General features: G+C 54.5%; 23 protein-coding genes. 6 read left to right on the forward strand and 17 right to left on the reverse strand.

All coding sequences use genetic code 11. From position 1 onward, the window contains the following. Nucleotides 1-71 precede the first annotated feature (71 nt). The 3 genes from ACO2Q8_RS21730 to ACO2Q8_RS21740 form a co-directional block, all read right to left on the reverse strand. Complete coding sequence (locus tag ACO2Q8_RS21730) at nucleotides 72-2486, reverse strand: gliding motility-associated C-terminal domain-containing protein (RefSeq protein ID WP_423346967.1); 2415 nt, start codon at nucleotides 2484-2486, stop codon at nucleotides 72-74. A gap of 204 nt (nucleotides 2487-2690) precedes the next feature. Further along, nucleotides 2691-3644, reverse strand: coding sequence for a D-2-hydroxyacid dehydrogenase (locus ACO2Q8_RS21735; RefSeq protein ID WP_423346968.1), 954 nt, complete (start codon nucleotides 3642-3644; stop codon nucleotides 2691-2693). A 46-nt stretch (nucleotides 3645-3690) separates the two neighbouring features. Further along, nucleotides 3691-4659, reverse strand: a complete 969-nt coding sequence (locus ACO2Q8_RS21740; RefSeq protein WP_423346969.1) for a YheT family hydrolase — start codon at nucleotides 4657-4659, stop codon at nucleotides 3691-3693. Nucleotides 4660-4722: 63 nt separating this feature from the next. Between ACO2Q8_RS21740 and ACO2Q8_RS21745 the strand changes: the two genes are divergently transcribed. Next, nucleotides 4723-5184, forward strand: coding sequence for a hypothetical protein (locus ACO2Q8_RS21745; RefSeq protein ID WP_423346970.1), 462 nt, complete (start codon nucleotides 4723-4725; stop codon nucleotides 5182-5184). Nucleotides 5185-5188: 4 nt separating this feature from the next. On the opposite strand, the gene bla is transcribed toward ACO2Q8_RS21745, so the two are convergent. Next, nucleotides 5189-6091, reverse strand: coding sequence for a class A beta-lactamase, subclass A2 (gene bla, locus ACO2Q8_RS21750; RefSeq protein ID WP_423346971.1), 903 nt, complete (start codon nucleotides 6089-6091; stop codon nucleotides 5189-5191). A 122-nt stretch (nucleotides 6092-6213) separates the two neighbouring features. Between bla and ACO2Q8_RS21755 the strand changes: the two genes are divergently transcribed. Both ACO2Q8_RS21755 and ACO2Q8_RS21760 read left to right on the forward strand, forming a co-directional pair. Then, nucleotides 6214-6702 carry a GNAT family N-acetyltransferase gene (locus ACO2Q8_RS21755; RefSeq protein ID WP_423346972.1) on the forward strand — a complete coding sequence of 163 codons (489 nt, stop codon included), beginning with the start codon at nucleotides 6214-6216 and terminating at the stop codon, nucleotides 6700-6702. Nucleotides 6703-6770: 68 nt separating this feature from the next. Then, complete coding sequence (locus tag ACO2Q8_RS21760) at nucleotides 6771-7145, forward strand: hypothetical protein (protein WP_423346973.1); 375 nt, start codon at nucleotides 6771-6773, stop codon at nucleotides 7143-7145. Nucleotides 7146-7149: 4 nt separating this feature from the next. On the opposite strand, the gene ACO2Q8_RS21765 is transcribed toward ACO2Q8_RS21760, so the two are convergent. Next, complete coding sequence (locus ACO2Q8_RS21765; RefSeq protein ID WP_423346974.1) at nucleotides 7150-7695, reverse strand: YdcF family protein; 546 nt, start codon at nucleotides 7693-7695, stop codon at nucleotides 7150-7152. Between the two features lie 99 nt (nucleotides 7696-7794). Here ACO2Q8_RS21765 and ACO2Q8_RS21770 point away from each other — a divergent pair, with 99 nt between their 5' ends. The 3 genes from ACO2Q8_RS21770 to ACO2Q8_RS21780 are packed head-to-tail and all read left to right on the forward strand — an operon-like array spanning nucleotide 7795 to nucleotide 10675. Further along, nucleotides 7795-8967: a helix-turn-helix domain-containing protein gene (locus ACO2Q8_RS21770; RefSeq protein ID WP_423346975.1), complete on the forward strand. Its 1173-nt coding sequence runs from the start codon at nucleotides 7795-7797 to the stop codon at nucleotides 8965-8967. 59 nt (nucleotides 8968-9026) lie between these two features. Next, nucleotides 9027-9689 (forward strand): hypothetical protein, encoded by a 663-nt coding sequence (locus ACO2Q8_RS21775; protein WP_423346976.1) that lies wholly within the window; start codon nucleotides 9027-9029, stop codon nucleotides 9687-9689. Continuing rightward, complete coding sequence (locus tag ACO2Q8_RS21780; RefSeq protein WP_423346977.1) at nucleotides 9689-10675, forward strand: alpha/beta hydrolase; 987 nt, start codon at nucleotides 9689-9691, stop codon at nucleotides 10673-10675. Before ACO2Q8_RS21775 ends, ACO2Q8_RS21780 begins: the two co-directional genes overlap by 1 nt. Nucleotides 10676-10716: 41 nt before the next feature. On the opposite strand, the gene ACO2Q8_RS21785 is transcribed toward ACO2Q8_RS21780, so the two are convergent. The 12 genes from ACO2Q8_RS21785 to ACO2Q8_RS21840 form a co-directional block, all read right to left on the reverse strand. Then, nucleotides 10717-11178: a GNAT family N-acetyltransferase gene (locus ACO2Q8_RS21785; protein WP_423346978.1), complete on the reverse strand. Its 462-nt coding sequence runs from the start codon at nucleotides 11176-11178 to the stop codon at nucleotides 10717-10719. Nucleotides 11179-11180: 2 nt separating this feature from the next. Beyond that, nucleotides 11181-11942, reverse strand: coding sequence for a glycosyltransferase family 2 protein (locus tag ACO2Q8_RS21790; protein WP_423347122.1), 762 nt, complete (start codon nucleotides 11940-11942; stop codon nucleotides 11181-11183). A 27-nt stretch (nucleotides 11943-11969) separates the two neighbouring features. Next, nucleotides 11970-12797, reverse strand: a complete 828-nt coding sequence (locus ACO2Q8_RS21795; protein WP_423346979.1) for a glycosyltransferase family 2 protein — start codon at nucleotides 12795-12797, stop codon at nucleotides 11970-11972. Nucleotide 12798: 1 nt separating this feature from the next. Continuing rightward, entirely contained in the window at nucleotides 12799-13770 is a 972-nt protein-coding gene (locus tag ACO2Q8_RS21800) for an aldo/keto reductase (RefSeq protein WP_423346980.1), read from the reverse strand. Between the two features lie 79 nt (nucleotides 13771-13849). Further along, nucleotides 13850-14638: a TauD/TfdA family dioxygenase gene (locus ACO2Q8_RS21805; protein ID WP_423346981.1), complete on the reverse strand. Its 789-nt coding sequence runs from the start codon at nucleotides 14636-14638 to the stop codon at nucleotides 13850-13852. Between the two features lie 64 nt (nucleotides 14639-14702). Next, nucleotides 14703-15677, reverse strand: a complete 975-nt coding sequence (locus tag ACO2Q8_RS21810) for a glycosyltransferase family 2 protein (RefSeq protein ID WP_423346982.1) — start codon at nucleotides 15675-15677, stop codon at nucleotides 14703-14705. Nucleotides 15678-15724: 47 nt separating this feature from the next. Beyond that, nucleotides 15725-16549 carry a phytanoyl-CoA dioxygenase family protein gene (locus ACO2Q8_RS21815; protein ID WP_423346983.1) on the reverse strand — a complete coding sequence of 275 codons (825 nt, stop codon included), beginning with the start codon at nucleotides 16547-16549 and terminating at the stop codon, nucleotides 15725-15727. Nucleotides 16550-16651: 102 nt separating this feature from the next. Further along, nucleotides 16652-17590 (reverse strand): hypothetical protein, encoded by a 939-nt coding sequence (locus ACO2Q8_RS21820; protein ID WP_423346984.1) that lies wholly within the window; start codon nucleotides 17588-17590, stop codon nucleotides 16652-16654. 79 nt (nucleotides 17591-17669) lie between these two features. Beyond that, nucleotides 17670-18563: a class I SAM-dependent methyltransferase gene (locus tag ACO2Q8_RS21825; RefSeq protein ID WP_423346985.1), complete on the reverse strand. Its 894-nt coding sequence runs from the start codon at nucleotides 18561-18563 to the stop codon at nucleotides 17670-17672. A gap of 32 nt (nucleotides 18564-18595) precedes the next feature. Then, complete coding sequence (locus tag ACO2Q8_RS21830; RefSeq protein WP_423346986.1) at nucleotides 18596-19669, reverse strand: NAD-dependent epimerase/dehydratase family protein; 1074 nt, start codon at nucleotides 19667-19669, stop codon at nucleotides 18596-18598. A gap of 195 nt (nucleotides 19670-19864) precedes the next feature. Beyond that, nucleotides 19865-20104 (reverse strand): hypothetical protein, encoded by a 240-nt coding sequence (locus tag ACO2Q8_RS21835; protein ID WP_423346987.1) that lies wholly within the window; start codon nucleotides 20102-20104, stop codon nucleotides 19865-19867. A gap of 85 nt (nucleotides 20105-20189) precedes the next feature. Further along, nucleotides 20190-21971 carry a M3 family oligoendopeptidase gene (locus ACO2Q8_RS21840; protein WP_423346988.1) on the reverse strand — a complete coding sequence of 594 codons (1782 nt, stop codon included), beginning with the start codon at nucleotides 21969-21971 and terminating at the stop codon, nucleotides 20190-20192. Nucleotides 21972-22054 lie beyond the last annotated feature (83 nt).

Genomic DNA, 22054 nt, shown 5'->3' on the forward strand with positions numbered 1-22054 from the left:
TTATTTTAATTCTATAGTACAACTAGATTTAATTTACTTCTCTTTCACAAAAGCCCTGCGGGCTTACAGAGTTAGTATGTTACCAGCAGGGAGCCCCGGTATTCGGGCAGGAGGGGTTGGTTGGTTTTGATCCGGTATTGATAATTTCCGGCTTGCACTTTCTGGTTGCGGTAGGTGCCGTTCCACGGACTTTCGTACCCTTTCGAGTAGAAAATCACCTCACCCCAGCGGTTGTAGATGGTCACCTCGCAATCCGGGAACTGCTCGGTATTACGGATTTCCCAGGAGTCGTTGATGCCATCGTCATTAGGGGTGAATACATCGGCCATAAACATTTGCTTCAGTACGTCGACCAAAATGCTTTTCTCGGCCTGACAGCCACCCGCTGAACTAACCGTCAGCTTGTAGGTCGTCGAAACCGGGGGCGTCGATACCGGGTTGGCAACGGCCGGATCGGAAAGGTAGTCCGGTGGAGTCCACTGGTACGTCATGGCCTGCCCCTGAAGCGTCGGTTTCAGGGTGATCGAATTCCCCAGCAGCACGCTGACCCGCTCCGGCATCTGGATGTCGGCCGGCGACTCCACCCGGATTTGCCGCGAAACCGTGACCGGGCAGATTCCGGCGCTGGTATAGGTGTAAGTAATCGTATGTAACCCGACTCCGGCTTTGGATGGATCGAACAGATTGCCGTTGACGCCCGGCCCCGCGAACGTTCCGCCCGCCGGACTGGCCGCGAGCGGAATGCCGGTGGCCTGGCTGACGCAGACCGGCGCCAGTGAATCGAATTGCATCACGGGTCGGGGAATGATGGTCAGGGTTATGGCATTGGACAGCCCCTGACAGCCGTTGCCGTCGGTAATGCGAACCTGATACGTCCCGGCTTGCGCAACCTCTCGCGATGCGGTTGTGCCGCTGTCCAGCCTTGATTGATTAAAGGACCAATCGTAGCGGTAACCTGTTCCCACGGTCGCATCCAGCCGAACGGCGCCATCCTGACAAATGGCTGTTGCCGAACTGGTTAGGGTTGCTTCCGGATTCGGATTAACCACCACCGCCAGGCTATCCCGGTTGGTGCATTCCTGCTCCGAAGTTGCCAGAACGCCGTACGTACCGGTTTCGGTAACGGTCAGCGAATTGCCGTTGACACCTTTCAAGGCTGTCCCGTTGGCGGTCCATTGGTACGAAACGCCGGTTTCCGGTTGGATAGACAACACCACCGATTGCCCCTCGCAAAGCGGCAGTTCACGGTCGGGCGTAATGGCAACGGTAGGAAGCGGCATTTCCCGCGCTTTCGTGATTTTCGAAATCGTATCGTTCCCACACACCGTCGCAAAACTCTTCACCACGGCGTAATCGCCCGGTTCGGTGACGGTCAGGGTGGCCGCTGTGGCACCCGGAATATTTGAGCCGTTGCGTTGCCACTGATACGACCATTGCGGGTCCGATTCCGTGGAAAGCGTGACGCTAGCTCCTTCGCAAAAGGCCAGATCAAGGGTCTCAACCGCGTTATAGCTGATGATCGGCGGAGGGGGCGTGTTCCGGCCACAATCGACGACCGGCATCTGGAATTCGCGCCGAACAGCCCCGATTCGGACGCCGTTGCGGTATTCTTCACACAAAACTGCAAAAATGAACAGGCCCGTCTGGTTGGCCGTTACGCTCAGCAGGCCGGTTTGGGCATCGATAGACAACGCCGGATTACCCGGAATGGCGCTGGTCGCGCTAAAACCGGGTAACCAGATGACATCCGGATACGTCGCATACGAACGGCCGGAGCCAACGGTGTTCTGCCCCGTATTGTCGGTATAGCCCGCCAAAGGGGTTACGAGGGAATAACGGAGTTGGTCGCCATCGGCATCGGTGGCCGCAAAAGGGAGTTGAAACGGCTTGCCGATGCAAATGTATTCGCCATTCGGGAAGTTGAATTTAGGCGTAGAATTGAGGAAAGAGGTGCCGTTGCGAACCACGGCCGGAAATTCCATGTAAAAAACCATGCCTTCTCCGCCAGGATTCTGAATGTTGCTGATGGCGTCATTGCGGCAACACCGCTCCCAAACGACGTAATACCCGCCGGGGTCGCTGTAGGTGGTCGGATTCAGGTAGATTTCGGTGCTGTAGTTCATGGCCAGCACACTCAGGTTGCGCAGGCTGGCGCAGGCCTGGTTGTCGTACCGAACCTGTTGGGAACCCGCCTGCCGGACATTGACGGTACCGACGCGGACGTGGTCGCTTTTCCGGAAGATATGCAGATCAATATCGCGTTCGTACGAGTCGGGCGTAGCATTGGCCTGATCCAGATACAACGTCAATGTCAGGGTGTAATAATTGGTGCGGGCGGTGGCCTGTAAACTGAGTTCCCCGCCGTAAATGTGCTTGCCAAAACCGGCGGTCAAAACGCTGAAAAAAAAGAGGACACTACATCCGGAAAACCGAAACCATCGAGCGCCCGGAATATCCGGCAGCCGCCGAATCTGCAACACATTCATAATCGGAGCTTGTAAAAGGTTTGAGCATGGAAAACGGATTGATAAAACGGTTAGAAACGCAAGTAGAAAGATACGTTGATGCGTGTGGTAATCAGCTAAATTGTTACCAAAATTGATGGAACGGTATATCACCTAATACGCAAAAGCCCCACAGGGTGTTGCGGGGCGAATCGTTTTTCGGAAAAGACTTGGGGTATTGGCGGATCAATTCACGACATTTCGGGGCTGACCGGCAAAATAGGCGCGGATGTTTTCGACGATTTCGTGCAAAAGTCGCTGGCGGGCTTCGCGACTGGCCCAGGCCAGGTGGGGCGTAATCAGGCAGTTTCTGGCCGTAAACAGTGGATTGTCTGTCGCGGGCGGTTCGGTCGTCAGCACATCCAATCCCGCCCCGGCCAGCCGGTCGTGATTGAGCGCATCGGCCAGATCGGCTTCGTTGATGAGCGCCCCCCGGCTGGTGTTGATCAGGAATGCCGTCGGTTTCATCTGATGCAGCAACTCCCGGTTGACAAAGCCCCGGTTTTCGGCAGTCGCCGGGCAGTGGAGCGAGACGACATCGCTTTCGGCAAACAGCGTCGCCTGATCGACATAGCGAATGCCCACCGGGGGCGGCTCGTCGGTGTGCCGCCGGTTGACCAAAACCGTCATCCCAAACGCAAGCCCAATGTCGGCCACGCGTTGACCAATGTCGCCGAAACCGACCAGGCCAAGCGTTTTGCCAGCCAGTTCGAGCAGCGGTTTTTTCCAGTAACAGAAATCCGGGTTGCGCGCCCAGTCGCCCGCCCGGACGCTGTCGGCGTGCAGCCCGACGTGCTGCGCCAGTTCGAGCAACAACGCAAACGTCAACTGCGCGACCGACTCCGTGCTGTAGCCTTTGACGTTGGTCACGGTTATGTCCAGTTCGCAGGCGGCTTTCGTGTCGATGATGTCGTAGCCCGTGGCCGTCACGCCGATGTACCGCAGCCGGGGCAGTTGCTCCAGCGTCTCACGGTTCATTTTAATTTTATTCACCAGCACCATATCGGCTTCTTTCAGCCGCTCGATCAGTTGGTCGGGGGCGGTGCGGTCGTGCAGGGTAACGCTGCCGAGAGACGTAAGCGGGGTCCAGTCCAGGTCGCCGGGGTTCAGGGTATAGGCGTCTGCGTAAACGAGGTTCATGGCAAGGAAAAGAGTTAGTCCGAAAGATACACGGAAAATGGATGGATCATCCGACGTTGGTGACAAACTCCAGCGCTCGGCGCTCGATCCAGGTAAATTCGTCGCCCCGAACGGCAAAACCGACGTGTCCACCGGTTTTGGGGGTTTCCAGGAAAATCAGCGGGTGCTTCTCGGCCAGGTCGGCGGGCGAGCATTCGGGCGACAGCAGCGGGTCATTCTGGGCGTTGACCAGCAGCGCCGGAACCGCAATGCCCGTCATGAAGTTGACGGCCGACGCCTGGGTGTAAAAATCGTCGGCGTCGCGGTAACCGTTGACGGGGGCCGAAAACCGGTCGTCGAAATCGCGCCAGAGCCGCACGTCCCGCAGGCGCGTCATGTCTAATTGGCCCGGAAACCGGTCGGCTTTCTGCTGCAGTTTGATGATGAGTTTTTTCATAAACCGGTTGCGGTAAAACCGGTTTCGCGGCAAATCAAGCTGCCGGGCGCTGGCTCCCAAATCGGTGGGCGACGAAACCGCCACAACTTTCCGCAGGACTTCGGGGGCGGTTTTGCCGTGAACGCCCGCGTATTTCAGCGCAATGTTGCCGCCCATGCTGTAGCCGATCAGCACCAGGTTACGGTACGGTTTGGTTCGTAGCGCGTGGTCGATCACTTCGCCGAGGTCGCCGATTTCGCCATGATTATACAGCCGGAAAGCTCGGTTCATCTCGCCACTGCACGAGCGGCAGTTCCAGGCCAGCACATCCCAGCCGTGCCGGGCAAATAGTTTGGCCGTTCCTTTGATGTAATGCCGGTTGGAGTCGCCTTCCAGCCCGTGCGTCAGGATGACGAGTCGGTCGCTGCGCCGGTCGATCCAGTCGAGGTCCACAAAATCGCCGTCGGCCAGCGTCAGCCGCTCCCGCTCATAAACGACACCCTCGACCCGGCGGGTCATGCTCGGAATGATGGTTTGCAGGTGGCCGTTGAGCTGGTAACGGGGTGATCCGGGGAAAGAAGAGTGGCGAAGAACCGGCATGCCGTAACTATTTCGTTGGTAATCCGTTATTTTTAACGAAATTTAGTCCGGTTGGTTCCCGCTATGGAATTCGCAAAGTATTTATCGGTTTTGGTAGCCAGCATGGTCAAGTTCATCGGCGGTCCGGTTACGGGTGTGGCGATGGGTCTCAACTGGCTGGAAACCTGGGCGTTTACGGTCGTGGGTATGATGGCGAGCGTCGTGCTGGTCACCTACGCCGGGGCTATTTTGCGAAATCTAATGAATCGGTTCCGGCGCCCGGCTCCCCGGCGGTTTAGTTCCCGGACGCGGCTGGCCGTTCGCGTCTGGAAACGCTCAGGCATGGCGGGCATTGCCTTCCTGACGCCCCTGCTGCTGACGCCCATCGGCGGCACCATTCTGGCGGTGTCGTTTAAGGTGAGTCGTTCGATGATTTTCAGTTACATGCTGATGAGCGCTCTGTTCTGGGGAATTGTCTTCACCCTGGGCGTTTACCAACTGCCGGAGTTATTTGGACGGTTTACGGGTACGGGAGCCGGGAAGTAAAGGCTCATTTAGCCGCCAATCCGCTCCATTCATCCCACACGACCCGGGCAACCTGCGCAATGACGTTTTCCCGGTCGGCGTCAGGGGCTTTGGAGTCGGCCACAAAAACCGCAATGGCTGCGTGCTGGCCGGTTGGCAACGTAATGATACCCACATCGTTGGTGGCCCGGGTGAAGCCGTCGAACGTTCGCGAACTGCCGGTTTTATGGGCGACAACCGTTCCTGCGGGGAGTAATCCTTTTAGCCGATGCGGGCCGGTAGGCGTTTCGGTCAGCCACCGGCGGAGCAGGACGGTGCTGGCTTCGGAAAGTTTTTTGCCTTCGTGAAAAACCGTCAGCAGCCGCACCATCGATTCGGGCGAGGCCCAGTTGCGGTATTGAACAGCTTCATTTTCACCCATTTCCTTTTCAGTCGTTCGGACCATCACGCCGTTGACGCTGAGGGTGCGGAGGTATTCCGTCACCGGGTAAGGGCCGCCGAGTTGCGCCAGCAGCACGTCGCAGGCGGTGCCGTCGCTTTCCGAGACCATCAATCGCAGGAGTTCCGCGAGAGTCAGTTCAACGCCCTCCGGGTGGGCGTCGCGGATCGGGCTGTGTTGCTTCGGGCCAACGAAGTCGCTTTTTTCGACTTTCACTTTCTGATCAAGCCGGAGTTTTCCCTGATCGACCTGGTGCAAAACCGCCATCGCGATCGGGAATTTATAAACGCTCTGCATCGGAAAGTGTCCATCCGGGTTCAGACTGACCGACTGCCCGGTTTCGATGACCGTTGCCATGACGCCTACGCGACCCCGGGCGGTTTCGGCGATCGTCCGGATTTTTTCGGCTAATTGATCCGTGGAAGGAGGGGCGGTTTGGCCTTGGGCCAGCATTGGCAACAGCAACAAAACCATCAGGCACGTTCGCATCCGTAAAAAAGAGGAGTTAGGTTGAGATTACCGATCGGAAACCGTTCAAAAAAAAGTGGGCGCTTCTTTTTATGTCTTACTGCTTCGCCCGCTACTTTTGAGTTCTTAACGCTTTGTGTTCTATGGTATTTCGCCGAATTGAAGAAAAAGACGCCGACGCACTCTGGGACATCATTCACCGGGTGATTCGGTCCGGGGATACGTGGGTTTTCGCACCGGATTCGTCGCGGGAGACGATGCTGGCCATCTGGTTCGATCCGCAGAAGTACTCGTACGTCTGCGAAATCGACGGTGAGGTAGTCGGCACCTTCTTTCTGAGAGAGAACCAGCCCGGTCTGGGGTCGCACGTTGCCAATGCCGGGTACATGGTCAAGCCCGAGTCCCGGGGGCGCGGCATTGCCGAAGCGATGTGCCGGTTTTCGCAGGAGGAAGCCCGGCGGCTGGGGTTTCGGGCCATACAGTTCAATTTTGTGGTCAGCACGAACGAGGTGGCCATCCGGGTTTGGAAACGCTGCGGGTTTTCGGTCGTCGGCACGTTGCCCAGGGCGTATCAACACCAGACACTGGGCCTGGTCGATGCGCTGGTGATGTACCAGTGGCTGGACGATTGAAAATGAAGTGATTCCAACCATTTCCCGGCGAAACGAATCTCCTTGTTACCTCTTTTTCAAAAAACGACATGAACGGGAAGACGGTTTTACTGGGAGTATTGATTTGTCTGCTGGGAAACTGCCGCTCCAAAACGGAGGTGTTGCCCAGCGAAGTGTGGTCGGAAGGATGCGCCGAGTTAGCGCCGTACCAAGGAGGCTACCGCCTGAGCGGCATGTGCTGTGAATATGTTTTGTTACCAGGCCCGTTAAGCCGTTCCTTTCAGGTTAATGGAACGTATCATGGGTTCACCGGAGCGGGCTTTAGCAACATTCCGATTGCCATCACCGGCACCGCGCTTTCCGACACTACCCTCGTGCTGAGTTACTCGGTCAATACGAAAACCAGTACGTTCACGCTGAAACCTGGTCGGGCAAGAATGGCTTGCAACTGCGCCTGCGACTAAGCCGTTACGGTTTTTCGGGCAACCGGTGGTCGGGCCGGAGCCAGAGCCTGAACCGCTGCCAGGCTTCCCAGGCATGGAGCAGCAAAAATCGCCCCCAGGACGCATCCCGTCCGCAACTAACCACCTGAAAATCGGTAAGATAATGGCTGAAAATATATCGCGCCCGGGCCACATGCGCGGGTGAGGTCACAACGATGGCCTGCTGAATGTCCAACTGGCGCATCAAGTCGCCCGCCCGGGCGGCATTGTCGTAGGTACTTCGGGCGGTCGGTTCCCGGATGACCGCTTCCGGCGGCACACCCAGCGAAACCGCGTAGTCGGCCATGACTTCCGCTTCGACGAACGAGTTGTAAACCGCTGCCCCCGAACACACAATCACACTTCCCAGCCCCTGCTGATAAAGCCGGACGGCGGTCGCGACGCGGGCTTGCTGGGTTCGGCTGGGCCGACCGTCGGGCGTGGCCGGATTGCCCAAGACAACGATGGCGGTTTTTGGCTTCATGAAAAGTCGGGCGGCTCCGGGTAAAACGTCGTATTCGCCTTTGGTCATAAAACGATTTTACGAAGGTATTGCATCGGCTATTTTTAACCAGCAACAACTACGAATGACAATGGCCGGGGAATCCGCGCGGTTCCTGGCCCCTAAGGTATGAAGGAGATTTTATATAGCATCAGCATGGCGAACCTGCTCTTTTTCGGCGTGGTGCTGGGCGCGGTTAAACAGGGCAACTGGCAGGCCAATCGCTGGCTGGCCGGTTTTTTTCTGATCGCTGCCATTTTGTTATTACAGACCATTCTGGAATACAGCGGCTATTTTCAAACACATCCTGAGTTCATTGATGTCCTCATGCCTTTGTCATTTTGCTGGGGAACCACGTATTATTTTTATACCCAAAGGCTCACCGACGGGTCGACTTCCTTTCGGCCCTATGCGTGGTTGCACGGCCTTCCGGCCTTGTTATGCTTTTTACAGTTTCTTCCGTTGTACAGGGCTTCCGACAGTCAGAAGCTGGATTACCTGGCGCGGCTGATGAACGACCAGCCGACCGATTATGATCACATTGCCGGTCTAAGCTTGCTGCATTTTTTGGGGTATCTGCTGCTCAGTTTCCGGCTGGTGAATCGGCATCAGCGGCACGTTAAGAATTACTTTTCGGGTTCGCTGGAAAAACGAAACCTGGCCTGGCTTCGGCGGTTGAATTACGGGTTGCTGCTGGTTTGGCTGCTTTGGGCCAATTTCCATTTGCACGAACTTTTTCCCGACTATATTCCCGCGTTTCCGGTTTTGCAAGCCTTCACCCCGTTGCTGTTGATTGGCATTCTCTTTTCCCTGGGGTATTATGCGGTTCGCCAGAATGCGATTTTCCCGAAGGAAGAGCCTCTTGCTCCGCTGCCCATCGGGCCGGAACTACCCGACGAGCCGGTTTTGCGGATTCCGCGGTCGGCCAGCTTACCCGATGCCCGGAAACAACAGCTAAAACAACGACTTTTTGAAAGCATGAAAGTGGGAAAGGCCTACCGCAATTGTGATCTGACCCTGCCCGAACTAGCGGCTCATCTTGCCACCACAACCAACATTTTGTCCGAGCTGATTAACAACGAACTGGGGCAGAATTTTTATGACTTCGTCAACAGCTACCGGGTTGAGGAGTGTAAAGCGCTGATGCTGGATCCGAAATACGACCGGTACACCCTGCTGGCGCTGGCGTTTGAAGCCGGGTTCAATTCGAAATCCACCTTTCACAAGGCGTTCAAGGATTCGACTGGCCAATCGCCCGGGCAATACCGGAAAGAAATGCGGAAAGTTAGTCTGTCTGTATAGATTCGGACGACTGGCATGTCCGCAGCCCTGAATTTTGTGGCCTAATCAATCAATTACCAATGGCCGCAAAGTTTTTTTCCCTGGGCGTTGCCTTGTTGCTCAGTCTGCCTGCTCTGAGCCAGTACGCCCCTCCGCTTCCCACGCAGAAACATCTGGTGGGGGTTGAAGCGGGCTATGATTACAGCGTAGTCACCGTCAATTTCCGGTACGGTTTTCACCTGCCGCGTTTACGCTCCGCTCCGTTCGTCGAATTTACGCAAAACACGGCGCTGCCGGGTCTGAACAACAGCCGGTCGCAGATCGGCATCCGGTCGTGGCAGGGGAGCGTGGGGCGGTTTTTGCTCACAAGCCAACTGGCGATTCAGAGCATCGGAGCGTCTAACAAGGCGGGCAATTACAACGCGGTCGGCGCGGTGGTCGAGCTGAATCCCGGTTTGCTCTTCAACCGGTTTGGGCTGGGCCTGAACCTGGCCTATAATCCGGTTTTTGCTACGCACATCACTCATTCGACGGATTTTCATGACCGGTTTTTCCGCGAAGCCAAAGACGGCTGGTATCGCCAGACGGCTACTAACCTCCGGGCAGGCGTCAATCTGCTTTATTTGCTCAACAGCCACAAGAGCCTGGAAATGAGCCTGAAAGGTGGTTATCAAACCAGTGGCTCGCTCGACCAACTACTTCCTCCTGTCTATCTTCTCCTCGGTGTAAACAAACGATTCTGATGAAAAAAGCGTATTTAATCGGCTTGCTGGCCCTGGCGGCCTGTCAAACCCTTGACCCAGCCGAACCGGGCAACCTCGTGGCGCGGACGGTCGATGACGATTCTTCCATTCCGGCGGTGGCGTTGTCCGAAACCCGGCTGCACGTTCAGCCCTACGGGGATGCCAAAAAAACCAAGGTGTTTGTGCTCGAAGGTGGTCCTGGCGACGACTTTCGCTCCCTGCTGGCGCTCAACCAGTCTGTCGAAGGCTGGTCGTTACCGGCCAATTATAAGGTAATTTACCACGACTATCGGGGCTGTGGGCTATCGCGTCGGCATCCAATGAGTGAGTTAACCGTGGAAAAGTCCATTAAAGACTTGGAAGAGCTTATTGACCATTTCGCGCCGAATGAGCCGGTTATTCTCGTCGGACATTCCTACGGAGGTCGAATTGCTGTACAGTACACAAACACCCATCTTGAGCGTGTAAAAGGGTTGATTTTACTGGAGCCGGGCTCTTTTTCATCTGAAATTGAAAAAAATACTCCATCCGCCATCAACCGTCTGAATTTTTTTGCGAAAGATATCAATCAGTTCCTTTGGGTAAAGCAACTGATTGGAATGGATAACCACGCACAGGCGGATTATGTCTATGACCTTGCCAAGGCCAACAAGGAAAGTACCGACCGGGGGTTGGATTGCCAGGCGACGTATTATCGGTCGGGGGCGGCTTCGACCATCGCCATTGCTTTAGGGGAGGCCCAGGATGCTGCTTTTGACTGCACTACTCAACTGCATCTTTTTGAAAAACCCGTTCTGTTTATCAGCAGCGAGCTGACCGAAGACATTGGCTACGATTTTCAGGAGAAGTACCAGGTCGGGTTCTTCAAAAACCGCGAACACGTCAAAATTTCCGGAACAGGCCACGAGGGCATTGTCAACTGCCAGGCCGCCGAAAGCCTGAAGCATATCAGACGCTATCTGGCCAAACTAGAAGGCGGGAAGTAAGCAAGTGGTCGCATAAGCTGGTCTTGAAAACCGCTTGATGGTTACAGGGCCAGTTTCATGCCTTCGTGCGTAGCCACAAAACCGAGTTCTTCGTAGAAATGGATGGCTTTCGGGCGTTTTTTGTCGGTAGTCAGTTGCAACACGTAAGCGCCTTGCTGACGAGCCCAGTCGATGGCATGGCGGAACATTTTGGTTCCCAGCCCTTTGCCCCGGTGAGCGGAGTGAACCCGCACGGCTTCGATCTGCGCCCGCAGCCCGCCCTGGTGTGTCAGGTAGGGCAGGAAGGTCAGGTGAAACGTGCCGACGGTTTCGCCGTCGATCTCAGCAATCGTTAATTCCTGATTCGGGTCCCGGCTGATTCGCGCAAATGCCTTCCGGTATGATTCGGGCAGCGGGTCTTCCAGCTTTTCACGCTGCGCACCTAGCGCGTCGTCGGCAAGCATGGTAACAATCGCAATGAGGTCGTTTTCGGTCGCCAGCCGGAAGGTTAGTTCGGAGGTCATCATTACCGGCTGACCGGCGCGACCGGTTTCGTTTTCTTCCGGAAATCCCCGCGTGAGAAATATTTCTCAATCAGGCAATACATCAGGATGAAGAAATACCGGCTGCCCATCTCTTTGATTTTCAGCTTCGATTCGCCGTACTTCCGGTTGGTCCAGCTATTGGGCACCACCGCGAAAGAATACCCCCGAACGATGGCTTTCAGCGGGAGTTCGACGGTCAGGTTGAAGTGCGGGGACAGAAACGGTTTGAGCCCTTCCATCGTCTCGCGTTTGTAGAGTTTAAAAGCGTTGGTGGTGTCGTTGTACCGGATGCCCATCACCATCCGAACGATGAAATTGGCCAGCCGGTTGATGTATTTTTTGAGTTGCGGATAGTCGATCACCTTGCCGCCTTTGATCCAGCGGCTACCAAACACGCAGTCGTAGTCGCCTTCCAGCATTTTGTAATAAAACTTCACCAAATCCTCCGGATCGTCGGACATATCGGCCATGAACACCGCCACGCAGTCGCCCGTAAACCGCTCCAGTCCGTAGCGGACGGCGTAGCCGAAACCGTTCGGGCCGGGATTGGTGTAGTACACCAGCGTCGGGATTTCGAGCATCAGGGCGTCGAGGACCTCGGCCGTGCGGTCTTTGGAATTGTCGTTCGTCACGCAGATTTCGTGCGGAATGCCGTATTTCGACAGCGTCTGGTACAACGACCGCAACGTTTCAGGAATGGAGTCCTGTTCGTTATAGGCGGGAATTACTACGCTCAGTTTCATCATGGAACCGTCCATACGGCAATTATTTTAAATATTGTTGATTCGATTCAGTTGTTCATCATACCGGGCGATGGTCCGTTGCAAGGTGGCGTCATACCGGTAATCCGTCCAGGCATTGATGGCCTCAAACATCTCCCTGCGGTTTTTCAGAAAAAAGCAGTTCACATTCGAATGAACATTGCTCAAACCGCCCCGGTGCTTGCGGTACACACCCATCGTCTCATTAAGATAATGGATTTTTCCTTGTGCTGCCAATTGAATCACCAGCGCCCAGTCGCCTGAAGCCGCCCGGTGGTGCCAATCGGCAAAATCCTGTTCCCTGAAAATATTCCGGTACAGCGTACTGGCGGTAGCAATGAACCAGCGGTCTTCCAGCACATCCGTCAGCGTACTATCGGATTTTTGTTCCGGTGTGTTAAACAGATGCTCCGGAGACCCATCTTCGTAAATGACCCGCAAATTATGGTGACAGATGGAATAGGCCGGATGAAAATCCATAAAATCGACCTGCTTTTGCAATTTGAACGGATCGGTCCAGTAGTCGTCACCTTCGCAGAGGGCTACATATTCACCCCGGCAGGCTTTCAGCAAGCCCAGGACATTGTTGCGACCAGCAAATTCGCGCGGCTCCTGCGGACCGAGGTTGTGCGGGTGCAGGAAGGCCCGGATCAAATCCGGATGTTGGTTCGCATACCGGCGAATGAGAGCCGGAGCGCCATCGGTCGAGCCATCGTCCCCAATCACAATCTCAAAAGGAAACGTGGTTTGCTGCATCAAAGCGCCGTCGAGCGTTTGGGTAATAAACTGCTCATGGTTGTAGGTCGGCACGCATACGCTAACTTTGCAAGCTTCCATCTTACGGTTTGGGTTTCCAGTGATCGGGAACATCTGGCACGGCCATCCGGATTTGTTCAAGGACTTCAGACTGCAAAGCGCCCAGGCGTTCGGCGTTCATGTTGGCTTTTACCTGCCCGGCATTTCGCATCCCGGGAATGACGACCGATACGGCGGGGTTCGATAGACAAAACCGCAGGGCTGCCGTGGCAATACCGCCCGGCAACTCGTTCAGAAACGCCAGGTTTCGAACACTGCTGAGCAGCCAGTCGCGGTCGCGATCGGGCAGGTAATGGCGGTATTGGTCGTCCGGAAAAACCGGGTCTTCCGTCAAATACGCCGGATTCAGAAAACCGGATGCCAGCGGAACGCGGACAATCGATTCATAATTTGCAGCCTGCGGCAAGGCCCACAGAACCTCCTCAGCCCGGCGGTCGAGCGCATTGTAGAGCACTTCGACAACACTGCCAAAACTGGCTTCCAGGACGCGCTTTGCCCCGTAAACACTTTTCGAGCTAACGCCGTACGCCTTGATTTTTCCGGCCTGCCTTAAGGTCTCGAACGGCGATGGATCGTAGCTGGCCCAATCGAAGGCATCGGGTGGGCTGTGGAGCAGCAGCACATCGAGCGAGTCGCGCTGCAACCGGCGCAGGCTGTCTTCGACGGCTTTTTGCAAATGAGCCGGACCGAAATCCTGCCCCGGTACGCCATGGGCGTCGAACACATTGCCAAATTTGGTACAAACGATTAGGTCGGCTGCGGACGTCTGGCTAAGGGCTTTTCCGAGAATGGTTTCCGATTGGCCTTGTCCATAACTATCGGCGGTGTCGAAAAACGTAATGCCTTCTTCGAGGGCAGCGTGAACGGCCCGGATGGCTTCCGATTCGTCAACGGCCCCCCAGCCGGTGGGTTTGCCGTTGACCCGGTTGGGCCCACCGAATTGCCAGGTACCAAAACCGATCCGCGACCGCAGGCGTTGTTTGAAATTTATCATTTTACCGGAAACACGAAAGGCTTCTTTACATCGCGCAAAGAAGCCTTTGAATGGATTTGCAATCGAGTTATCCTGCTCATTAAGCCGTAGCCGGATTCAGAATGATTTTCCCTTTGATCAGGCTCCGCTGACCCGGGTATTCGGCAAAGAAGCTGTTCCGGCCGTGCAGAATCCGGTCGTCGTGAAAAAATACCGCTTCACCTTTTTGCAATTGCAGGCCATTGAGCAAACCGGAGTTCAGGATGCGGGTTTCCAGGAAGTTATGGAAGCGCTCACAGAGATCGATTACTTCCGGCGTATTTTCCGTCCGGTCGATGCAATAGTAATTCCAGTTGGCCAGATAACCTTCCGAGTCTTTGTCCAGAATCTTGCGAACTTTGCGGCTTCCGCCTTTCGAAAACACGACCTCGGTCGACAGCAACTCGTCCAGCAATTTGTCTTCGCCGTCCAGCTTTATGCAGTCCACCAGTTCCGTCAGTGTGAAGAAGGTGGTTGCACCCCCGGCCTTGGCGCGCGAGGCACAGTAGAAAAAGTTGACAGCTTCTTCGCCATGCAGTTCGACATACGAGTCGTCGGTATGCAACGGCTGGCGGGTGTTGCTCGACCGGTAGCGGTCGGGAATATTCGGGTCGAAGGTGATGTCGATCCAGCGGTTTCCGGTGGCCGAACCAGTTTTGATGTCTTCATCAGCCGCGTGAATTTTACCGATCGTTTCGGAAAGCTGGCTGTAAAACTGGTGAACCTCTTCAACCGGTAGTGTGGAGTCGAAATCAGCTAAATGAACCAGCACATTATTGAGAACGGCCTCTTTTACATTCTGAATGGTTTCTTCAGGCGTCGTAAACGTAACTCGTTTAAAAACGTTCATGTCGTTATAAGTTAATCACTGAGTTAAACACCTTAAAATCACATTAAAAGTACGAAATGTCAGGTTATGAACTGAAACTTTTTCTCAAGCGGTACAATCCAATCGCCACCGCGCTGTAGGCCCGGTTTAGGACCGGCGGGATGACGTGGTCGCGCAGCACCTCCTTGGTTTCCGACCAGTCCGGTTTTCGCAGGTACAGGTACTTCAGGGCCACCCGGTTTTTGGGGTAATACTGATCGCGGTACTGGCGGCTATGTAACATTTTTTCGTAATACCGGGCGATGTTTTTCTTGAGAAGGTCATCAAACTGGTAATTCAGTTCCTGGTTAATGCCCTCATACATTTCGATTCGGTTTTGCAAAAAACGCGCATCGTCTTCCCGGTCTGTAAAGCTGGTGCCGTTGCTGTTTTTCCGGTAAACCGACATCATATCCGGCAAGTACCCGATCTTGCCGTATTTGGCGAGCAGGACATAGCGCGGGATATCGCCACTGACCGACTTCTTGAACCAGTCCGGATACTCGGTAATAACATTCCGGAACATGACGCTCGACGTGGCCATAAACCAGATCTCGTCTTCACCAATCAGATCCTCTACCGTACAAACCGGTTTCTGATCGGGCGGATTGAGAATGACCGACGGCGAACCGTCTTCGAAGGTGATCAGAGCGTTGTGGAAACAGGTGGAAAAATCCGGATGCGCATCCAGGAAATCGACCTGTTTTTGCAACTTCAGCGGATCGGTCCAGTAGTCGTCGCCGTCCATTGCCGCAATGTACTCGCCCTTCGCCAGCCGGTAGGTTTCAAGGGTGTTGAACAACCCATTCTGCCCCAGATTTCGCGGGTGCAAAACCGGCCGAACCAGGTCCGGATACCGTTCGCCGTATTCGGTAATGATGTCGCGGGTTCCGTCGTTCGAAAAATCATCTCCAATCAGGATTTCAAACGGAAACGTCGTCTGTTGGCGTACGACGCTGTCGATGGCTTCCCGGATGAACTTTACCTGGTTATAGGTTATGATGCAGACGCTGACTTTCATTCTTACTTAGCCCTGAAAACTAGTTGCGACAGTTCTCAGGGCGTTTGTTAGGCATAAACTTCCTTCACTTGATCGGCCGACGGAAAACCGGGTGTAACCAGTTCTTCCTGCGGTTTATAAATGTAGGGCATCGGATACCCTCGTTCAATGAACGTCGGTTCGGCCAGGTTGTTATACCGAAGTTGGACGGACCAGCGGATGTTCGGACTGACGTTATTGCCGGACCGGTGGATGAGAAAGGCCGAGAAAATCAGTACATCACCTACTTCGTATTCCGTCTGAATGAAATCTTCATCCTTCAAATTATCAGTGATATACCCGGCGTAGCCGGTCGTGTTGGCCTGCATCAGCCCGGCGGTGTGGCTTCCCGGAATGACCTGCAAAGCGCCGATCTCGGCATCCGCCGGAACCATCGGAAACCAGATCACGACGCTGTCGAGCGAGCCCTGACCGGTACGCCAGTCCTGATGTGCGCCCAGCCGCCAGTGCGTGCTGCCGTCTTTCGACAAAAACCGGCTGTTGAACTGCATGGCCGGACGAACCGCAATGGACGGTTTTTCGATGCCTACGCCCTTCACGATATCCAGAATGGCATTGCTCGTTCCCAGCTTGTGGAGTTCGATGGTATGCTGAACTGTTTTACCGGTGCTGACGAAGGCGTCGAAATCTTTTTCAAAAAATTCGTACATCGCCTGCTCAAACGCGTCGCGGTTGTCGATGTCAGGTTTGGTGCCCAGCACTTTTTCAATCTGCAACGCGAAAATTTCGCGGGCTTCGCGGTAAATGGCTTCAATTACGGAAGTATCCAGTGCGTTTTTCAGCAGCAGATACCCATCTTTTTTAAATTGCTCAGTTTGTTCGGCTGACAACATGGTGGTACTGTTTTAAATGATTCGGATACAGGTCGTTTTGCCATCGGAAAACGAAACCCTCGCAAAGAACGTTCTCCGATTCATACTAAACTATGACGCTCGTCAGTCTTCCCAAACGGCGTATCCGAAGCCTGACGCTCCGAAACCATTGCCGTTATATAACAAATATTTCCGGCCTTTGTGTTCGTAATAATGGGCGTAGCCGATCATCAGGTAGTCGAAATCGTCCGGATTGTCGGACATTTGGATGCCCACCAGATGGTCTTTTCGCTCCCAGTTGACGCCATCCGCCGATTCGGCATAGCCGAGCCGGTACGCCTGATTTCGGTCAGTCCGGTAATCCCGCGTGTGACGGTACGAATAATACATTTTGTACAAACCGTCCTGTTTGAAAACGCTCGGACGGCCCACGGCGTGCAGAAAATCGTCGAAATCCAGTGTCGGAATGTCGTTAATTTCCCAGTGAATACCGTCTTTCGAAAACGCCGACTGACAGCGGTAGAACGGTTCCGGATAGCCGTGAATGTATTCGCACTTATGCCCCGAAATGTACCACATCTTCCAGGTTCCGTCGTCTTCCCGAATCACCGACGGCTGACCCGCCCAGATCGGATTCTGAATGCTCCGGTCCATGATCGGGCCGGTAAACATTTTCTTAAAGGTTAGTCCGCCATCCGTGCTGACCGACAGGCCCATCGAAAGCCGGTAGGAATTCCAGGTCCGGTTCCAGCCGGTGTAATATAACCAGATATCGCCATTGGGCTGGTTGACAAACCACGCCGGCATGGCACCGGTTTCATCGTATTCACCCGGACCGCCCAGTTCCAGAACCGGTCGGTCGTGGATGTATAAGATTTTCGTCGGGTCATCATAATCCACGTCGATGAACGTCGGCCGTGACTGAACACTATCGTCGCGCGACGAAAAGTAAATCCGCAGAAAATCGTCGTGTTTATAGGCAAAAGGAACCTGTGCGTGCGACCGGCTGTGGGCCAGTTTGCCGTCCGGTTTATAAATCACTCCTTTTTTGATCCAGGGCATAGTTTGAGGTTTAACGTTTAACGTTTGAGGTTTAACGTGGAAAGCTGCGCACGTTAAACCTCAAACGTTAAACGACAGATTATTCAGCTTTTTCGCGGTCTGCCGCTTCGGCCCGTATCCGCCAGGTATCTGCAAAATCCTTGCCGGGCATCGGCAAATCGATGAGGACTTCGGGGGCTTTCTCGCCAACGGTATATTCCATGACGTAAAACGCGTTGCCAAAAATCCAGTGGAGTTTGAAGTCGAGGGCGTTGGCCGGAACATCCTCCAAAGGCACGTCGGCCCGGAACAGCGGGTTGGCTTTTAGGAGCGTCGCGTAAGTTGGGGTGTTTCGGAGCCAGGGCGCTATGCTTTCGTCCCCGACGACGACTTTTCCACCCGGTTTTACAACGCGGGTGATTTCTTCGAACGCCAGTTTTCGCTCCGAAAAGGTGTTGATCCCGCCAAAGTGGAATAAGGCATCGAACGTGCCATCCGCAAAAGGCAGGTAAGAGCCATTGGCCAGCAAAAAGTGAATGTCGACCGTTTTAGATTGTAGCTTTTCCGTTGCCAGACGCAGCATGTTGGGCGACAGATCAGACAGAACGGCGGTGCCGCCCGGTGAAATCTGGTCAATAATCAGCGCCGAATCCTTGCCGGTTCCGGCTCCGACTTCGAGCACGGACATCCCCGGTTTGAGATTCATCAGGCCGATCATGAACCGGCGCGTGGCCGCTTCGTCCGAGTCATTGAGGGTCTGAAAGACCCAGGAGACGCCCCGGTCGTAGCGCAGGTAAGCCTGGTCGTAGAGGTACTGCTCCCGGGCATCTTCGGCCAGTAGGTTTTTGGGGTACAAACCGTTGAAAATGCCGCCTTCCAGCACGTCGTAGGTCGTGCCATTCTGGCTGACCAGCGTTTTCTGATCGTCGGAAAGCGTCAGGGGCGTCCGGTCCTGGGGGTCAACCAGCGAACGCAAAAAGTCTTGATGTGTCATGGATATAAGTAAGACGCTGAATCAGCGTAAAGTCACGCAGGTTGGCTCAACCGTTTCACCATGCTGTCGTGCATTTGCACGAGGGTTTGGTGCAGGTCGTACTCCCAGTTCCAGCCGGGGTAGTGGCTCTTGAATTTCGACAGGTCGGAAATGTACCAGATATGGTCGCCGATCCGGTTGGTTTCCGAATAGCTGTAGCTCATTGTGTTGCCCGAGATTTCTTCACAGATGGCAATGGCCTCCAGCATTGAGCAGTTGGCGTGACGGCCCCCACCAGCGTTGTAGACTTCGCCCGCGCGCGGGTTCTGGTAGAAGTGCCAGAACATGTTTACCAGGTCGTGGCTGTGGATGTTGTCGCGCACCTGCTTGCCTTTGTAACCAAAAATGGTGTAGTGGTTGCCTGTAATAGCGCACTTCATCAGATACGACAGAAAACCGTGCAACTGCGCGCCGGAGTGGTTCGGCCCCGTCAGACAGCCGCCCCGGAAAATCCCGGTTTTCATGCCAAAATACCGGCCGTATTCCTGCACCAGCACGTCGGCAGCTACTTTCGAAGCGCCGAACAGTGAGTGTTTAGTGTGGTCGATGGACATGAATTCGTCGATGCCGTTGGTGAAGTACGGGTGATTTTCGTCAATCTCCCAGCGGGTTTCGGTTTCGATCAGGGGCAGGTAGTTGGGGTTGTCGCCGTAGACTTTGTTGGTCGAGGTGAAAATGAAAACCGCATCGGGGCAGTGCAGGCGGTTCATTTCGAGCATGTTCAGCGTGCCGTTGGCGTTGACGCTAAAGTCGGTAAAGGGTTCGCGGGCGGCCCAGTCGTGGCTGGGTTGGGCGGCCGTGTGCACAATGAGTTTGATGTCGGTGCCGTATTCCTTGAAAATCGGTTCGAGTTCTTCAACTTTGCGGATGTCGGCGGTGTAGTGACGGTAGTTGGTATAGGTATCTTTCAGCCGGTCACGGTTCCAGTCGGTTGAGCCGTCGGTGCCGAAGAAGTACTGGCGCAGGTTGTTGTCGACGCCGATGACCAGATCGAATTTTTCTGAGAAAAAGGCAACTGATTCGCTGCCGATCAACCCGGCGGAACCTGTAACGAGTGCAATATTCATATCGCTTTCTGGTGGAATGAGGTTGGATATATCGAAAAAGTACTATTCTACTTTTGAAAGAAGGCGTAAAGTAAATCAAAAAAAGCCTAATTGTCTAACCACTTGATAAATGCCCCCAAAACGCAAAAAGCGATGCACTGACTCCGAAAGTCCTTACATCGCTTTATCTCGTTTTATTTTCAGTGGTGTTCCGGCTTACAATCCTGAGTTGCCGAACAGCTTTTGACGAATCTTATTCGTTCGATCCGCCAGTTCCGGGCGGGCGGTGTATTTATAATTCGTCTGAACGGCTGGTGAATCCAGGCCCGGGCCGTATACATACTTATCGCCCTCGCGGTAGTCCTTCTGGCGGATGGTATTATATTTCTGGTAATCGCAGGAAGTCAGCAGACCGACGACCAGCAAACATACTCCTGTGCTTAAAAGCCCTTTCATACAAACGGTTTCAAAAATTCACCACAAAACTATCAACTACGGGCCAATTCGCCAAGGCTCCGTTTAATTTTTATCGGCTTTCCCCTCAGCTTTTCAGCCGCCCGATCTCGGCCCAGACAAAGCGGATCAACCGGCCAATGTTGGCTTCCGAGAAGTCGAACGGAACGTTGGCGGCCCGGTAGATTTCGCTGATAGGGGCCGTGTAGCCCAACTTCAGGGCATCCAGGTAGCCCTGTAATCCTTTTTGCCGGTCTTCCCGGAAATTCATCCAGACGCCGATGGCCCCCAGTTGAGCAATGCCGTACTCGATGTAATAAAACGGGACTTCGTACAGGTGCAGTTGCTTCTGCCAGGTGTAAGCTTCGTACTTTTCCAAGCCCTGCCAGCTCGTCACCGAGTCGGCGAATTCTTCAAAAATGGGCACCCAGACCCGTTGCCGCTCTTCGCCGGAAGGTGATGTTACGGCCGCACTTTCGTACACCCGGTGCTGAAACTTGTCGATCGTGGCTACCCAGGGAAGCGTTTCGATAATCGATTCCAGGTGCTGAATTTTGGCCCGTTTCAGGTCGTCCGGATTTTCAAAAAACACATCCCAGTAATCCATCGTAAGCAGTTCCATCGCCATCGACGCCAGTTCGGCTACTTCCATCGGCGGGTTCCGGAACGACTTCAGCGGCAACGTACGCGTCAGGAAGGAATGCACCGCGTGGCCGCCTTCGTGCACCATCGTCACCAGGTCGCGCAGGCTCGAGGTCGCATTCATGAAAATGAACGGCACGCCGATTTCTTCGAGCGGGTAATTGTAACCGCCCGGCGCCTTGCCTTTCCGCGATTCGAGGTCCAGGTGGCCCATCGCCTTCATGATGCGCAGGCAGTCGCTCAGGTAGGTATTGCCCACGGCCGCATCGAGCCGACTGAAGCAGGTAATGGTTTTGTTCAGCAGTTCTTCGCCGGTTTCAAACGGTTTCAGGGCCGGTAGGCCGTCAGGGTCTACTTTCGAATCCCAGGGCCGCAACACCTCCACCGACCGATCGACCCGGGCCAGCTTCTGTTTGCGTTCCTGCGCGAGTTCGTCCAGCAGCGGCACCACGGTTTTGGACACCGACGCGTGAAAATCGAAGCAATCCTGCGGGGTGTAGTCGAAACGGCCCAGCGCGGCAAACATATAGTCTCGGAAATTAGTAAAACCGGCATTGACAGCTACCTGATGCCGGAGTGTAATCAGGCGATTGTACAACTCGTCGAGTGCGTCTTTGTCCTGGTACCGCCGTTCCTGAATTTTCAGCCAGACTTCTTCCCGCAAGGCGCGGTCGGGCGATTGCAACAGGGTGCTGGCCTGCGGCAGCGTCATCTCTTCCAGAACGCCTTCCGTGTTCCTGACTTCGATGGTCATGGCCCCGACGGTGGCTCCGTATTTACGCTCCTGGGTCTGGAGTTCGGTTTGCAGCGGAATGTTTTCGTCCCGGAAGATTTCAATGGCCTTTTTCATACCGCGAACCGTAATGTCGAAGCCTTTTTCCTGCAACTCGGCCAGGTAAGGGCTTTCGACGGCCATTTTGTCCAGCCGGTTTTCGTAAGCCGATAAGTTAGGTTGAATTTCAGTGATGAAGAAATTGAATTGGTTAACCAGATCAGTATCGGCTGTGTCGCAGGTCATCCGGATATACCGCCAGGCAAAGTTTTCCGACAAGAAGGATTCAAGTTCACTGCGGTCGGCAAACCATTGCCGCAGGTCTTCCGCATTATGAATGGGGCGTTCGGCCAGATTATCGTACAGCGGTTTTATTTCGCCCCAGGTCTTCAGGCTAAAGTCTTCGCCGATAAACCGCCGGGCCGGGCGGGTTGGTAATTCTAAAGTCGTTTCCATACAGGAAAAACAGGTTTATGGTTTTGGGTCGATAGGCGGTTTTGATGCGGTTTTCTGAAGGATTAATCAGAATCCCGAAACGT

Source organism: Larkinella sp. VNQ87 (assembly GCF_049445795.1).
Lineage (GTDB): Bacteria > Bacteroidota > Bacteroidia > Cytophagales > Spirosomataceae > Larkinella.